The sequence below is a fragment of the Micromonospora maris AB-18-032 genome, assembly GCF_000204155.1.
In the GTDB taxonomy this organism is placed as follows: domain Bacteria; phylum Actinomycetota; class Actinomycetes; order Mycobacteriales; family Micromonosporaceae; genus Micromonospora; species Micromonospora gifhornensis.
Window position 1 is genome coordinate 6321986 of the sequence record NC_015434.1, and the last position, 14920, is coordinate 6336905.

Here is a 14920-nt window from a genome sequence, read left to right on the forward strand (position 1 = left end):
TCGCCCCTGATTAGCGCGTTTCGTCCCGACCGAAAGTGCAAGATCGCGGGAGAGGGAGCGGGGTCAGGCGACCTCGACGATTACTTCGACCTCGACGGGGGCGTCGAGGGGGAGTTCGGCGACGCCGACGGCGCTGCGGGCGTGGCGGCCGGCTTCGCCGAAGACGGCACCGAAGAGGTCGGATGCGCCGTTGATGACGGCGGGCTGGCCGGTGAAGCCGGACGCGCTCGCGACGAAGCCGGTCAGCTTGACCACCTTGACGACGTTCTCCAAGCCGACCAGCGCGTCGATCGCGCCGAGCGCGTTGAGCGCACACTGCTGGGCGAGCTGCTTGGCCTGATCGGCGGAGACGCCGGCGCCGACCTTGCCGGTGGCCAGCAACTTGCCGGCCGAGATCGGCAGCTGCCCGGAGACGTAGACGTGCTGGCCGGACTGCACCGCCGGCAGATAGCTGGCCACCGGCGGCACCACCTCCGGCACCGCCAGCCCGAGCTCCGCCAACTTGGCGTGCGGCCCGCTCACGCCTTCGGCCGCTTCAGGTACGCGACGAGCTGCTCGGGATTCGGTCCGGGTACGACGGAGACGAGTTCCCATCCGTCCTCACCCCAGTTGTCGAGGATCTGCTTGGTCGCGTGGACCAGCAGCGGGACGGTGGCGTATTCCCACTTCTGCATCGTCGGAGAACTCCCTCGGTGGCATGGACACTTCGGGCCACAGCCTACGGTCCACCGCTCGGCTCGGAGGCGGGACGCGGTTCGGGTGTGGTCGGCAGGTCCCCGCAGGGGCCCCGATGGTCGTACGGCTGGGGGCAACGCGTGCGGTCGGCCAGCAGCAGATCGCAGAAGACGCGGTGGCGGTTGTTCTGGTCGTCGGCGGTCGACACCTCGGTCTCCCCCGCGTCCAGCTCGGGCAGGAAGTTCAGGGAGGTGGCCACCCGGCCGGCCAGGGTGGTCGCGGCGGCCAGGTCGGTCACCTTGATCGGCAGATGGATGACGTACCCGGGGCTCTCCTCGTCCCGCCCACCGGCCGGCTCCAGGCCCGGCGGATCGACCGGACGCCGATAGGACCGCTCGTTGACCGGCAGCCGGCCCAGGGCACCGACCCCGACCGGCCGGCCGCCCCCGCGTGCCCCGGACGGGAACTGGGCTCGGGGGGTGTTTTCCGTGTCGCGCATGCGCTTCCTCCGGGCGTCGTACCTGGTCACGGCACCCCCGACGATCCGGAGCCACTGCCTCCGACCCCGGCCCCGGACGTGCCGGAGCGACCGTAGGACGGCCCGCAGGTCCCATCAACCAAGACGCGCGCGCCAGGGGCGTTCGGTCGCATTTGTGACACCTGTCCAGCAGTACGGTGATCGCGCCCGCGCCCGACAGACACCACGCCCCCCGCAGTCCCCACCCGGACCGCTACCCTTCCCGTCTGGACGGGCACCCTGCCCGGCCGCCCGATCCCATCGCTCGCCGACGCCCCGCGGCGATGCGCCCATACCGGGGGGACGCGATGACCCAGCCACCCACCAGCGGCCCGACCGGCCCCACGGAACTACCGCCGCCCCCGCCCACCTCGCCACCCCCGCCCGGTTATCCCCCGCCCGGCTACCCGCCGACCGGTTACCCGCCGCACGCGGCACCGGCCGGCCGGCCGCCCCGCAAGCGCGGTGCCCTGCTGGCCGCGCTCGCGCTCGCGGTGGTGTTGGTGCTCTGCGCCGGCGGCGGCGTGGCCGCGTTCCTGACGGTGCGTAACGCCGAGTCCGGCGAGGGCGCACCCGAGCCCTCCGTGGCGGTGGACGAGTTCCTCACCGCGATCTACCAGGAACGGGATGCGGCGAAGGCGTCCCGCCTGGTGTGCAGCTCCGCCCGGGACCAGCAGAAGATCCGCGCCAAGGTCGCCGAGGTCGAGGAATACCTGTCGGCTCACCAGAGCCCCCGGTTCCGCTGGGACACCCCGAAGGTGGACAACGAGACCGGTGACCGTGCCACGGTCACCACCACGGTGACGGTGACCACGGCCGACGAGAAGATCGCCAACCAGGATCTGCGCTTCACCGTGATCCGCAAGACGGGCTGGTGGGTCTGCGAGGTCGCCTGAGCCCGCCGGATGGATAGGCTCGACAGGTGGGAGCAACGCAGCGACCGGCCGATCGGGCCGGCACCGATTGGCCCGCCCGCCTGCACGTGGTGACCGGCAAGGGCGGCACGGGCAAGACCAGCGTGGCTGCCGCGCTGGCCCTGGGCCTGGCCGCCGGTGGGCGTCGCACCCTGCTGGTCGAGGTGGAGGGGCGTCAGGGCATCGCGCAACTCTTCGGCACGCAGCCGTTGCCGTACGCCGAGCGGCACCTGGTGGACGCGCGCGACGGCGGCGAGGTGTACGCGCTGGCGGTGGACGCCGAAGAGGCGCTGCTGGAATACCTGGACATGTTCTACAAGCTCGGCGCGGCCGGCCGGGCGCTGCGCAAGCTGGGTGCGATCGACTTCGCCACCACCATCGCCCCCGGGCTGCGCGATGTGCTGCTCACCGGCAAGGTCAAGGAGGCCACCACCCGCACCGCCGACGGGCGACGGGTGTACGACGCCGTGGTGCTGGACGCCCCGCCCACCGGTCGGATCGGCCGCTTCCTGAACGTGACCGCCGAGACCGCCCGGCTGGCCAAGGTCGGCCCGATCAAGACCCAGAGCGAGGGGGTCGCGGCGTTGCTGCGTTCGCCGATGACCGCCGTGCACGTGGTGACCCTGCTCGAAGAGATGCCGGTGCAGGAGACGATCGACGCGATCGGAGAGCTGACCTCGCTCGGCTTCGGCGTGGGCAAAGTGATCATCAACGCGGCCCGACCGCCGCTGCCGACGGGACAGCTGGTCACCGAGGCGGAGCTGGAGCACGGGCTGCGCGCCGCCGGCCTGCCGGTCGAGCAGCGGCTCGTCGCCGGCCTGCACGACGAGGCACGTGACCAGGTGATCCGCCGGGAACTGGAGGATTCGCTCCGCGCTGACCTGGTGGAGTTGGGCATACCGCTTGTGGAGTTGCCCCTGCTGCCCGGTGGGATGGACCGAGCCGGCCTCGACGTCCTCGCCGCAGCCCTGTTGAGGGGCGATTGACTCACACCTTGACGTCGGGCTGACACGTCAGCGGGGTTGGCCCGATACGCTCGATTGGTGCCTTCCGACAACGCCGCGCCACCGCTGGACGTCGACCAGATCCTGGCCGACCCCGGCGTACGGATCGTGGTCTGCTGCGGGGCCGGCGGAGTGGGCAAGACGACCACGGCCGCAGCGCTCGCGCTCCGTGCGGCCGAACAGCACGGCCGGCGTACGGTGGTGCTCACCATCGACCCGGCCCGGCGGCTGGCCCAGTCGCTCGGCCTGACCGAGCTGGACAACACGCCCCGGCAGGTCAAGGGGATCGACGTCGAGGCCAGCGGCGGCGAGTTGCACGCCATGATGCTGGACATGAAGCGCACCTTCGACGATGTGGTGCTCGCGCACACCGACCCGGCGAAGGCAGCGGAGATCTTTGCGAACCCCTTCTACCAGGCGATGAGTTCCACCTTCTCCGGCACCCAGGAATACATGGCCATGGAGAAGCTGGGTCAGCTGCACGCCCGGGGCGAGTGGGATCTGATCGTGGTGGACACCCCACCGTCCCGCTCGGCGTTGGACTTTCTCGACGCACCGGCCCGGCTGTCCCGGTTTCTCGACGGCCGGATGCTGCGGCTGCTGCTCGCCCCGGCGCGTACCGGTGGTCGGAGCATGTTCAGCCTGGTCACCGCGTCCTTCGGGATGTTCTCCCGGGTCGTGCAGAAGGTGCTCGGCACGCAGCTGTTGACCGACCTGTCCGGCTTCGTCGCCGCGTTCGACTCGATGTTCGGCGGCTTCCGGCAGCGCGCGGAGCAGACGTACCGCATCCTGCAGGCCCGCGAGACCGCGTTTCTGCTGGTCGCGGCGCCCGAGCCGGACGCGGTCCGGGAGGCCGCCTACTTTGCCGGGCGGCTACGCGAGGAGAAGATGCCGCTCGTCGGTCTGGTGCTCAACCGGGTGCACCGTCCGGCGGTGCCCGAGTTGGACGCTCAGGCCAGCCGGGCCGCCGCTGACCGGCTGCGGTCGGTCGGTGGCCACGAGGGCACGGTCGAGGTGCTGCTCGCGCACGCCACCCTGGCCGAGCAGGCGGTCCGCGAACAGCAGGTTGCCGCGCGGTTCACCGAGGAGTTCCCGCAGGTGCCGACCGTGTCGGTGACAGCGCAGCCCGCCGACGTGCACGACGTCGACGGGCTACGCACGATCGCAGCGGCGATCAGCCGCTCCTGAACGGCGGTCGGTGCGGCGATCAGTCGTTGCCGACCGCGCCGGTGGTGACGAGGATCTTGTCCTTGCCACTCTTGTCCTTGGCGTTCTTCTTCATCGCCGCTTCGAACATCTTGCGCCAACTGGCGACCTGCGGATGGCGGCGCAGCAGCGCCCGGCGTTCGCGTTCGGTCATGCCGCCCCACACGCCGAACTCGATCCGATTGTCCAGCGCGTCGGCCAGGCACTCGTACCGGACTGGGCAGCTACGGCAGATCCGCTTCGCCACGTTCTGTTCGGCGCCCTGTACGAACAACGCGTCCGGGTCCCCGTTCTGACACGCCGCCAGCGACGGCCAGTCAGTGATCATGCCCATCTGTACTCGTCCCCCCTTGCAGTACTACCGACGCCGTCGCGGGCCAGCCGGCAATTCCCCCCGATCGACCGGCACGCCTCACCCCAAGGCGGCACGGACGACTCATGTGGCGCTTTCGCCGCCCCCATCATGCTCTGTAGTTGCCTGATTACGCAACGTTGTCGGCCAAATCCATCATTCCGGACAACCCCGGCTTCTCGGGCCAGGGTCCGCCGCTTACCCCACCGGAGTCCGCGAAAACGCTGCGAGCCGCCCCCGCGTGGAGGAAACTCAGCACGGAATCACGCAACCGGACACCCGGTGCCACGCGTCTAGCACAACGAGACCGGCGCGCGCAGGAAATGGGGAAAAGACGCCCCAGCGCCGCTCGTTACCTGTTCGCGTACCCTGTCGAGGTGACCTGGATGCGGAAACGTGACCATAACGTCCTGACCAATGCCGCATCGCTGCTCATCTGTGGGCTGCTGGCCGGCGTGGTCGTCGCCGCCGCGGCCTTTCCCGCGGTGGCGATGTCGGGTTTGGCCGCGAAGGCGGGTGCAGACACCTTCGGTGCGCTGCCGGGGGAACTGACCATGGCCCGCGCCCCCCAAATCAGTTATCTGCTCGCTTCTGACGGCAAGACGCCGCTGGCCACGATGTACGACGAGAATCGACGCGACGTCAAGTTCGAGGACATCTCGCCGTACATGCGCGCAGCGATCATCGCCGCCGAGGACCACGACTTCTACAAGCACAACGGAGTCGACCTCAACGGCGTGGCCCGCGCCTTCGTCAACAACAGCTCCGCCACCAACGACCGGCAGGGCGCCTCGACGCTGACCATGCAGTTCGTCCGGATGAGCATCGCCTACACGGCGACGCACCCCGCCGACGTGCTCGCCGCGACCGAGGACACCAGCGCGCGGAAGCTGCGCGAGATGCGCTACGCGATCCAGCTCGACAAGGAGATGTCGAAGGACGAGATCCTGGAGCGCTACCTGAACCTCGCCGCCTTCGGCAACGGCGCGTACGGCGTCTTCGCCGCCAGCCAGGTCTACTTCAACAAGAAGCCCAAGGACCTGACGATCGACGAGGCCGCCATGCTGGCCGGCCTGGTCAAGGCCCCCACCTCGTTCGACCCGACCACCAAGAGCGGCTACCCGCAGGCGGTCGCCCGGCGCGACTACGTGATCGACCACATGGTCACCACCGGGGCGATCACCAAGGAGCAGGCCGAGAAGGCCAAGGCCGTCAAGCTGGTGGTGAAGGGCAAGCGCGCGCCGAACGGCTGCGTCGCCACCAACAAGAACGCCTGGGGCTTCTTCTGCGACTACTTCTACCGCTGGTGGATGTCGCAGGAGACGTTCGGCGCCACCTCGTACGACCGGGAGCGGCGGCTCAAGAGCGGCGGCTATACGATCGTCACCACGCTGGACAAGCAGGCCCAGGACGGTGCCGACAAGGCGGTCCGCGCCGCCAAGCCGGTGACCGCCAAGGAAGCCGTGATGATCGCCGTGATCGAGCCCGGCACCGGTCGGGTACGCGCCCTGTCGGTCAACCGGAACTTCAAGCTCGACAACCCGAAGAACCCGAAGAACCGCCCGCACAGCGACCCGGTCCAGCGCGCCAAGGGCAAGCTCGGCAACTACCCGAACACGGTGAACCCGCTGCTGACCGGTGGTGACGGCATCACCGGTTACCAGGCCGGCTCGGTGTTCAAGATCTTCACCATCGTGGCCGCGCTGGAGAAGGGCATCCCCCTCAGCTACACCATCAACGCGCCGCAGCAGTTCAAGTCCGAGTACATCCTCCGCCAGGGCGCCCCGGCCACCTGCCCGGGCACGCACTTCTACTGCCCGACCAACTCGAACAAGCAGCCGGGCGGCGTGAAGGACATGTGGAGCGCCTTCTCGGCCTCGACCAACACCTACTTCGTGCCGCTGCAACAGCAGATCGGCGCGGCGAACGTGGTCGACGCGGCCAAGCGGCTGGGCATCCAGTTCCGGGTCACCAAGGAGAACGACTGGGCCAACGACAAGACGGCCGCCAACCAGTGGGGCGCGTTCACCCTCGGCGTCACGGACACCACGCCGCTGGAGTTGGCGAACGCGTACGCCACACTGGCCGCTGACGGCAAGTACTGCGAGCCGACCCCGGTGCAGGAGATCCGCGACCTGAACGGCAACAAGCTGGACGTGGCCAACCCGCGCTGCGAGAAACGGATCAGCACGGAGGTGGCCCGCGCGGCCGTCGACGCAGCCCGCTGCCCGGTCGGTGACAACTCCTCCACCAGCAAGTGCGGCGGCAGCCGTACGGCCGCTGAGGGCCGCTGGATCGTCGGCAAGCCGATCGCCGGCAAGTCCGGCACCACCGACGCGGAGAAGTCCGCCTCCCTGGTCGCGATGACCAAGCAGTACGCGGTGGCCGGCATCCTGGCCGACCCGGACTGGCCGCAGACCAACGTGAAGATGAAGCACAAGCCGGCCGACGGCATCAACCCGCCGGTCTTCCAGACGCTCAAGGCCGCCATGGCAGGCAAGAAGGCGATCAACTTCGACCCGCCGGGCCAGAAGATCGCGTTGGGCGACCAGCGGAGCATCCCCGGGGTCCGGTGCCTCAGCATCGACCAGGCGAAGTCCCGCCTCTCCGGTGCCGGCTTCACGCCCATCGTGTCGAGCGCTCGGGTCACCTCGGACTGTCCGGCCGGCAGCGCCGCCGGCACCAGCCCGGAGGGCCGCACCATCAAGGGCGGCATCGTGACCATCACGGTCAGCGCCGGCGGCGGAGGCAACAACGACGATGATGACGACGACAACGGTCGACCCGGCAATGGTCGACCGGGCAACGGGCCGCCCACCCGGCCGGGGACAGACCGTCCTGGCGGCTGACCGCGACCTGTAACGCCGAACGGGCGGGCACTCCTCACGGAGTGCCCGCCCGTTTTCTTCGACAGCTCAGAGACCGAGCTGGCGGCGTACCTCGGCGGCCACCCGGCCTCCCTCGGCCCGGCCGGCCACGGCCGCCTGGGCCGCCTTCATCGCCGGGCCCATCTGGGCCTTGCCGGTGAAGCCGCCCGCGGCGAGCGCCCCCGCGACCAGATCGGTCAGTTCGGCGTCGGAGAGCTGCTGCGGCAGGTAACGCTCCAGCACCTCACCCTCGGCGGTCTCCTTGGCGGCCTGCTCGGTACGCCCCGCGTCGGAGAACGCCGTCGCGGCCTCCCGACGCTTCTTGGCCTCCTTGGTCAGCACGGCCAGCACCTCGTCGTCGCTGAGCTCGCGCTTGGCCTTGCCGGCGACCTCAGCCGTGCCGACGGCCGCCAGGGCCATCCGCAGGGTGGAGGTGGTCAACTCGTCGCGGGCCTTGAGGGCGGCGCGCATGTCGGCGGTGAGGCGGTCCTTCAGCGTGCTCATGGACGCCCAAACTACCCTGATCGCCATGCGAAAGCGCACACTATTCCGGCTCGCGACGGCCACCGTCGCGACGGGCGCCGCCGCCCTGGCGTACGCGTCCCTGGTCGAGCGCAACATGTTCACGCTGCGGCGCTTCGACGTCCCGGTGCTGCCCGCCGGCACCGAGCCGCTGCGCGTCCTGCACCTGTCCGATCTGCACATGACCCCCAACCAGGTACGCAAACAGCACTGGGTGGCCTCGCTGGCTGCCCTCGATCCCGATCTGGTCGTGGTGACCGGCGACAACATGGCCCATCCGGAGGCGGTGCCGGGGGTGCTCCGGGCACTGCAACCGCTGCTCGACTACCCCGGTGCCTTCGTCTTCGGCTCCAACGACTACACCGGGCCGGTCTGGAAGAACCCGTTCAGCTACTTCCTGCCGGACCGGGAGTACACCGAGGGGGTCGAGCTGCCCTCCGAGGAGCTGCGAGACGTCCTCATCGGGGCCGGCTGGGCCGATCTGAACAACCGGCGGAGCACCGTCAAGGCCGGCGGTCGGGCGATCGACATGGCCGGCGTGGACGACCCGCACGTCGAGCGGGACGACTACACCGCCGTGGCCGGCCCGGTCTCCGCCTCGGCGGATCTCTCCATCGCACTGACCCACTCCCCCGAGCCGGCGCTGCTCGACGAGATGGCCGCCGACGGCTTCGCGTTGCTGCTCGCCGGTCACACGCACGGCGGCCAGGTCTGCGTACCGGGCGTGGGGGCGCTGGTGACCAACTGCGGGCTGCCCCGGTCGATGGCGAAGGGCCTGCACCGTTGGCCCGGCTCGGACGCCTGGCTGCACGTCTCCGCCGGTCTCGGCACCCACCCGACCGCGCCGGTCCGGTTCGCCTGCCGCCCCGAGGCCAGCCTGCTCACCCTGATTCCCCGCTGACCGTCCCGCCCCCGGGGGTACCGAGTTTGACCCTCGGGACGGGTGGGCTACTATTTGTCGGCACGCCTCGGGGTGTGGCGCAGCTTGGTAGCGCGCTTCGTTCGGGACGAAGAGGTCGTCGGTTCGAATCCGGCCACCCCGACAGATGCGAGGCCCTGATCAGCAACACGCTGATCGGGGCCTCGTGTTCTATCCACGGCTCGGGACGCAGGACCCGCCCCCCGGAGTGCGAGACGGTGCACTAGAGTCCGATCACACTGCCGCAAGTCGCCCGATTCCGGGTGACACTGCCGCCCGTCTCAACCAGGGCAGCTCGTTGCTAATACAAATTGCTACCGCAAACGTACTGAGATCCGCTCAATATTTGCTTGTTTAGGAATCCTCCGCTCAACTCAGGATAAACCAGACAGGTGTCGGTTCTTTGACGTTCACCACTGTCTCCCCACCACTCATCGTGTTACCGTACTGACCGAAACAGCGATCGTACGGGTTGTGAGCCCTGGCTGGGAATTTTCAATGGGGGGAACAGTGCGTTGTCCTAGCTCGGCGCGCTCCGAGTTGACGCCGCAGATGCTCGTATACGACGATTTCGACCATCGCAGCCAGGCCCGCTGGATGTCCTATGTGATGTATTTCCACCGGGTCAACTACCGATCTCCCGTAATTAACACCGATCGCTTGGGCTTTCGCATTTCTCACGGCACCGACAGTCAGACCTCGGCGGGCGGTGAGCCGGCAAACGGCCCGGTCCGGTTGCTGGCGGGCAGTTCAATGGCAATGGGCATCGGAGCGACCTGTGATCAGGCGACGCTCGCCTCGCGACTGTGGACCACCCATGCGCCGTCACGACCCTGGTTGAACTTCGCCGGGCGCAGTCATTCCTCCGCTCAGGAACTGCTGCTCTTCCTCTTCTATCGACACCTGTTGCCGCCGGTGGAGGAAATTGTCATCCTCTCCGGGCTGAACAACCTGGCCCTGGCGCGACTTCCCGCCAGCCAACGCGGTGATGACGGCGCATTCTTCAACTGCGGCGACTACTTCGGCCAGATGGACAAACTCAAGTCCCAGTTCCGGACGCACCACTTCGGGTCAGGCGGTCAGCAGACCGGCGGCGACGAACCGGTCCGCCCGCTCCAGGTGCGGATCGCGGACGCCGCAGCGCTGACGATCCGGCATCTGGAGTCCTGGAAGCAGCTCTGCGCCGGCACCGACACCAGGATCACCTTCGTGCTGCAACCCCTGGCCACCTGGGTACGCGAGACGGCCGCACCCCAGGAGAGACGACTCTTCGACGAGTTGGACAAGATCTCGAACTTCTGGGAGTTGTTCGGTGACATCGCCACCAGGGAGACGGCCCGAAGGTACGCCGAACTACTGCAGTTGGGTTGCGAGAAAATTGATGTCAACTTCCTGGACATCAATCCTCTCCTCGCGAACAGCGCCGCGGACGACAGCTGGCTCTATGTAAATCGAGCGCACATGACCGATTACGGACTCGACCTGGTGGCGCAGTTGCTGGCCAGGGAGCTGGATCTGTCGCGCTAGACCATCGGTTCATCATCAGAAGTGAGGACGGGAACATGAACCTGCTGCGCAGGATCTTCGGGAAGATCTTCGGTCGCAAGAAGAAGCCGAAGAACGACGCCTCGATCTATCCGATGTTCTAGCTTGCCCCGCAACAGCGGCGCCTCACCTTTCGTACCAGTAATGGAGAGCAGGGTTCTGCCGTGCTTTCCGTGCCGGACCGAATCGCTTCAGGCGCAGTCGGAAGCCAGTTGAGCCGAAGCGTCTCGGGACGACCCTTTTGGAGTGAACGGACGATACCTCCGCTCCGAACTCCTCGCGACGACGCAAGGTGTAAACGCCCGGTTACGGGCGTGTGTGCGGACTAGTCGAGGGATTGACAGTGTCAACGAATGCGGTCCACGAGTCGGGTCGGAATGCCGCCCGACAGCTTGGTCAACAGGATCACTCTCGCCGGCTCTATGTCATCGCGGTTGATCCCGAGACCTCATTTCCCGGAACTCCATTCATCGAACAGATCCAGGCGGAGATCGGTGATATCGCCGGTCGTGAGCCCATGCCGACCCCACTGGATGAGCTGCGGAACGAGGCGGTGCGGTGGTGTGCCGCCGAGGCCGGTCGCTTCGAGGGACTGGTCAGCAGTTCTGCGGACCCACTGACCACGGATTCCCTCGTCCGCCGCGCCGCGCTGGCGGCGGCACCACTCGCGCTGCGGTCGGGCGCCTGGTTGCAGTGGCAGAGCGCACCGGGCAATGCCGACGACGAGACCGTTTTGCGCATCCTGACCCTTTATGCCTCGGATGTCGGTGTCGGTCGGCCGCAGGATTCCCGAGGCAGTGTCTATCTGTCCCTGCTCCGTCAACTGCACCTGTCCGAGCACGCCGCTCCGGTGGCCCGGATGGTGCACGACCCTCGGGTGGCGGACCACCACTTCCATCTGGCCGCGACTCTGCTGGCGATGAGCAGGCGACCGGAGGACTTCCGGCCCGAACTCGTCGGCGCTGACCTGTGCCTGCGTACGGTCGGATTGCTGCCGGCGTTGAGACTGGTGCGTCAGGTGCATCCGCAGCTCGTGGACTGGACCGCGATCGACCCGTCCGCCGCCCGGGCCGACGATGAGCGCTCGGGGCTCCAGCTCTGCCTGGCGATCGTCGAGCACGGGTTCGATGACGGTGAGCTGGCTCGGGTGCGTACCGGTTTCCGGTGGGCGTTCACGGTGCTGAAGCGGTGGAGCGCAAGCCTGTTCGCCGAGCTCGACAACGCCCGTGACCCGGCGTACGAGATGGCCGAGCTGTTGCGTCACCGGGCCCGCGAGGGCGCGGTGTACCACCAGGTTTTCGCCATCGCCGGTCGATCGCTGTCCGACTGGCTCCACGACGCCCGGACCGACCCCAGCGAGCTGCTGACCGAGCTGGCGAAGAGCCGCCTGGTCAAGCCGGGCCGATCCGCGGACAGTCCGCTCGTCAACGGCCTGGTCAGTGAGCGTGGCCCGATGTTCCGGGTCTTCTCTCCGGCCGACCTGCTTGTCATCCGCCGATGGATCGACTCGCTGCCCAGCCGGCAGCCCGAGCCCGAGCCGCCGAAAGCGGCAACTGAGGCAGATGCCGTGTCGGCGAAGCTGCTGGCGACCGTCATGGCCGGCCCGGTCGACGAGGGCCGGGAGCCCGGTGACATCCGGGAGGCGTACCACCTGCTCCAGCAGCGGACGGACACCCCGGCGATCCGCCGGTTCGCCTTGGACTATGTGCGGGGCTGGCTGGCTCGGTCCCGGCACAGGATGGCGTCGGATCCGCAGCGCCTGCCCGAGGTCTGGGGACGCGAAGGTCTGCGCCCCTGGCTGGTCGAGCAGCACGACCGGCAGGGACGTGACTTCGAGGCGTCCGCCACCACCCCGATGCCGACCCGGGAAGAACTCATCGACTCCACCGTGCAGCTGGCACCGTTGACGCTTATCGACGGCGCCTGGCTGCAGGGGTTCACCGACTACGAACACGCGGCTTCGGAACAGGGCTACTTCCTGTTCGAGACCTACTGGGACGAGCTCGGCAACGGGGTGCCTCGGCTGAACCATCCGCTGATCTACCGGCAGGTGCTCGCCGAGATGGACATCAAGGTGCCGCCGACCGCGTCGCGGGAATTCGCCATGTGGGACGGGTTCCGGGACGAGTCCTTCGAGCTGCCGGTGTACTGGCTGAGCATCGGACGTTTTCCGCGTACGTTCATGCCGGAGATCCTCGGGTTGAACCTGGCCATGGAGCTGTCCGGGGTCGGTGGCACCTACCGGCGGGCGCGCCAGGCGCTGAAGAAGTACGGCTTCTCCACGAAGTTCGTCGACATCCACAACACCATCGACAACGTCGCCACCGGGCACTCCGCCTGGGCCGCCGACGCGGTCGACACCTACCTCGCCTCGCTGCCCGTGTCCCATGGCGCCGGCGCGGTCGCCGAGGTCTGGGAACGGGTACGCACCGGGTTCCGATCGCTCAACCCACCGTCCGGCCTGCTGGCCCGGCGGGCGTTTCGTCGCGCCCGCAAGGCCAGCAGATCGCTCGCCGCCATCTGATCGACCGACGCACCACACCCACACTGAGGAGATCGATCGTGGGAAAGCTGGTTCTGGGCCTGTCCGCTTACTACCACGACAGCGCGGCCGTGCTGGTGCGGGACGGAAGGCCCATCGCAGCCGCTCAAGAGGAGCGCTTCACCCGTAAGCGCCACGACCCGGCCTTTCCGGCGGAGGCGGTGAAGTACTGCCTGGCTGAAGGCGGTGTCGGACTCGACGATGTGGATGCGGTCGCCTACTACGAGGATCCGAAGCTGAAGTTCGGCCGGGTGCTGACGAGCTTTGCCGCCTCGTCGCCCTTCTCCCTGGAGGCCTTCACCCGGGTCCTACCGGAATGGACGTCCTGGAAGCGCGACACGGTCGGGCGGGTGCGCCGGTCGCTTGCCGAGCTGGGGCAGGGCGCGGTCCCGGAGATCAACGTCCGGCGGCATCACGAATCCCACGCGGCCTCCGCGTTCCTGCCGAGCCCGTACGAGTCGGCAGCGGTGTTGTGCATCGACGGTGTCGGTGAGTGGGCCACCACCACGCTCTGGCACGGCCAGGGCAGTCGGATCCGCCACCTGGCGGAGATCAGGTACCCGCACTCACTGGGCATGCTCTACTCGGCGTTCACCTACTTCTGCGGATTCAAGGTCGACTCCGGCGAGTACAAGCTCATGGGCCTGGCCCCGTACGGCGTGCCGCGCTACGCGGACGTGATCCGGCAGCATCTGATCGACGTCAAGGACGACGGCTCGTTCCGGCTCAACATGAGCAACTTCGAGTTCCTGCGCGGTCAGGTCATGACCGGTCGCGGGTTCGAGCAGTTGTTCGGCGGGCCGCGCCGCGAGCCGGAGAGCCCGCTGACCGAGCGGGAGTTCGATCTGGCCGCGTCGGTGCAGCTGGTCACCGAGGAGGTGGTGCTCAAGCTGGCCCGGACCGCCCGCCAGATGACCGGTGAGGCCAACCTCTGCCTGGCCGGTGGCGTGGCGCTGAACTGTGTGGCCAATGGCAAGGTCATCCAGGAGAAGGTCTTCGACTCGGTGTGGGTGCAGCCTGCCGCCGGTGACGCCGGTGGGGCCCTGGGTGCCGCGCTGATGGTGGCCGCGGAACTCGGTGCGCCGCGCGCACATCTCGCCGAGGGCGGCGACGGGATGTCCTCCTCGCTGCTCGGTCCCGGGTTCAGCGACGAGGAGATCGCGCGTTTCCTGGACGACCTGGGTGTGCCGTACACCCGATTGGACGAGGAGTCCATCGCCAAGCAGGTGGCGGAGGAACTGGCCACCGGCAAGATCGTCGGCTGGTTCCAGGGCCGGATGGAGTTCGGTCCGCGTGCGCTCGGGGCGAGGTCGATCATCGGTGACCCCCGGGACGTCGACATGCAGTCGACGATGAACCTGAAGATCAAGTTCCGGGAGTCGTTCCGCCCGTTCGCGCCATCGGTGCTGGCCGAGGAGGTCGAGGAGTACTTCGACCTGCACCAGGAGAGCCCGTACATGCTGGTCGTGGCACCGGTCGCGAAGCAGCGGCGACTGGACGCCGAAGAGTCGGCGCAGGCCACCGGGCTGGACCGGCTGAAGGTCCACCGTTCGACCATCCCGGCGGTCACCCACGTCGACCATTCGGCGCGGGTGCAGACGGTGACCGCGTCGTCGAACCCGACCTATCACCGCCTGTTGACCGCGTTCAAGCAGGTGACGGGCTGCCCGGTGCTGGTGAACACCTCGTTCAACGTCCGTGGTGAGCCGATCGTGGCCACGCCGTACGACGCGTACCAGTGCTTCATGCGCACCAACATCGACCTGCTTGCGCTTGGCAACTTCCTGCTGAACAAGGCCGACCAACCCGCGTGGCGAGAGCAGGGCGACTGGCGCAAGGAGATCGCCCTGGACTGAC

General features: G+C 68.2%; 13 protein-coding genes and 1 tRNA gene. 9 read left to right on the forward strand and 5 right to left on the reverse strand.

All coding sequences use genetic code 11. From position 1 onward, the window contains the following. Nucleotides 1–63: 63 nt before the first annotated feature. From VAB18032_RS28045 to VAB18032_RS28050, 3 genes are read right to left on the reverse strand one after another with little or no spacing between them, the layout of a single operon-like run. The gene (locus VAB18032_RS28045; protein WP_013736318.1) at nt 64–522 is read right to left on the reverse strand and encodes a RidA family protein; all 459 of its coding nucleotides are present in this window, start codon (nt 520–522) and stop codon (nt 64–66) included. After that, entirely contained in the window at nt 519–674 is a 156-nt protein-coding gene (sp36, locus tag VAB18032_RS31345) for a Sp36 family protein (RefSeq protein WP_013736319.1), read from the reverse strand. The genes VAB18032_RS28045 and sp36 overlap by 4 nt, the downstream gene beginning before the upstream one ends. A 44-nt stretch (nt 675–718) precedes the next feature. Next, the gene (locus VAB18032_RS28050; RefSeq protein WP_013736320.1) at nt 719–1174 is read right to left on the reverse strand and encodes a hypothetical protein; all 456 of its coding nucleotides are present in this window, start codon (nt 1172–1174) and stop codon (nt 719–721) included. A 326-nt stretch (nt 1175–1500) separates the two neighbouring features. Here VAB18032_RS28050 and VAB18032_RS28055 point away from each other — a divergent pair, with 326 nt between their 5' ends. From VAB18032_RS28055 to bagB, 3 genes are read left to right on the forward strand one after another with little or no spacing between them, the layout of a single operon-like run. Beyond that, entirely contained in the window at nt 1501–2088 is a 588-nt protein-coding gene (locus VAB18032_RS28055; RefSeq protein WP_013736321.1) for an Rv0361 family membrane protein, read from the forward strand. Nucleotides 2089–2114: 26 nt separating this feature from the next. Continuing rightward, nucleotides 2115–3092 (forward strand): ATPase BagA, encoded by a 978-nt coding sequence (gene bagA, locus VAB18032_RS28060; protein WP_013736322.1) that lies wholly within the window; start codon nt 2115–2117, stop codon nt 3090–3092. Between the two features lie 54 nt (nt 3093–3146). Continuing rightward, complete coding sequence (gene bagB / locus VAB18032_RS28065) at nt 3147–4298, forward strand: ArsA family ATPase (RefSeq protein WP_013736323.1); 1152 nt, start codon at nt 3147–3149, stop codon at nt 4296–4298. A gap of 19 nt (nt 4299–4317) precedes the next feature. On the opposite strand, the gene VAB18032_RS28070 is transcribed toward bagB, so the two are convergent. After that, a complete protein-coding gene (locus VAB18032_RS28070) occupies nt 4318–4650 on the reverse strand; it encodes a WhiB family transcriptional regulator (protein ID WP_013736324.1) in 333 nt (110 codons plus the stop codon). 404 nt (nt 4651–5054) lie between these two features. Here VAB18032_RS28070 and VAB18032_RS28075 point away from each other — a divergent pair, with 404 nt between their 5' ends. Beyond that, complete coding sequence (locus VAB18032_RS28075; RefSeq protein WP_013736325.1) at nt 5055–7517, forward strand: penicillin-binding protein; 2463 nt, start codon at nt 5055–5057, stop codon at nt 7515–7517. A 66-nt stretch (nt 7518–7583) separates the two neighbouring features. On the opposite strand, the gene VAB18032_RS28080 is transcribed toward VAB18032_RS28075, so the two are convergent. Beyond that, the gene (locus VAB18032_RS28080; protein ID WP_013736326.1) at nt 7584–8039 is read right to left on the reverse strand and encodes a GatB/YqeY domain-containing protein; all 456 of its coding nucleotides are present in this window, start codon (nt 8037–8039) and stop codon (nt 7584–7586) included. A 25-nt stretch (nt 8040–8064) separates the two neighbouring features. Here VAB18032_RS28080 and VAB18032_RS28085 point away from each other — a divergent pair, with 25 nt between their 5' ends. From VAB18032_RS28085 to VAB18032_RS28105, 5 genes are all read left to right on the forward strand, one after another. Further along, on the forward strand, nt 8065–8958 hold the full coding sequence (locus tag VAB18032_RS28085; protein WP_043722212.1) for a metallophosphoesterase: 894 nt from the start codon (nt 8065–8067) through the stop codon (nt 8956–8958). Between the two features lie 68 nt (nt 8959–9026). After that, nucleotides 9027–9100, forward strand: a tRNA-Pro gene (locus VAB18032_RS28090). 428 nt (nt 9101–9528) lie between these two features. Beyond that, nucleotides 9529–10503, forward strand: coding sequence for an SGNH/GDSL hydrolase family protein (locus tag VAB18032_RS28095; RefSeq protein WP_043722217.1), 975 nt, complete (start codon nt 9529–9531; stop codon nt 10501–10503). 535 nt (nt 10504–11038) lie between these two features. Continuing rightward, nucleotides 11039–13045: an iron-containing redox enzyme family protein gene (locus VAB18032_RS28100; RefSeq protein ID WP_013736329.1), complete on the forward strand. Its 2007-nt coding sequence runs from the start codon at nt 11039–11041 to the stop codon at nt 13043–13045. A gap of 38 nt (nt 13046–13083) precedes the next feature. Then, nucleotides 13084–14919 carry a carbamoyltransferase family protein gene (locus tag VAB18032_RS28105; protein ID WP_013736330.1) on the forward strand — a complete coding sequence of 612 codons (1836 nt, stop codon included), beginning with the start codon at nt 13084–13086 and terminating at the stop codon, nt 14917–14919. Nucleotide 14920: the final 1 nt, after the last annotated feature.

What these genes read in the sequence shown, in the direction of transcription:
- VAB18032_RS28085 (WP_043722212.1), top strand. Translation starts at nt 8,065, where the DNA reads ATGCGAAAGCGCACACTATTCCGGCTCGCGACGGCCACCGTCGCGACG.
- VAB18032_RS28055 (WP_013736321.1), top strand. Translation starts at nt 1,501, where the DNA reads ATGACCCAGCCACCCACCAGCGGCCCGACCGGCCCCACGGAACTACCG.
- VAB18032_RS28050 (WP_013736320.1), bottom strand. Translation starts at nt 1,174, where the DNA reads ATGCGCGACACGGAAAACACCCCCCGAGCCCAGTTCCCGTCCGGGGCA.
- sp36 (WP_013736319.1), bottom strand. Translation starts at nt 674, where the DNA reads ATGCAGAAGTGGGAATACGCCACCGTCCCGCTGCTGGTCCACGCGACC.
- VAB18032_RS28080 (WP_013736326.1), bottom strand. Translation starts at nt 8,039, where the DNA reads ATGAGCACGCTGAAGGACCGCCTCACCGCCGACATGCGCGCCGCCCTC.
- VAB18032_RS28095 (WP_043722217.1), top strand. Translation starts at nt 9,529, where the DNA reads ATGCTCGTATACGACGATTTCGACCATCGCAGCCAGGCCCGCTGGATG.
- VAB18032_RS28100 (WP_013736329.1), top strand. Translation starts at nt 11,039, where the DNA reads ATGCCGACCCCACTGGATGAGCTGCGGAACGAGGCGGTGCGGTGGTGT.
- VAB18032_RS28075 (WP_013736325.1), top strand. Translation starts at nt 5,055, where the DNA reads ATGCGGAAACGTGACCATAACGTCCTGACCAATGCCGCATCGCTGCTC.
- VAB18032_RS28070 (WP_013736324.1), bottom strand. Translation starts at nt 4,650, where the DNA reads ATGGGCATGATCACTGACTGGCCGTCGCTGGCGGCGTGTCAGAACGGG.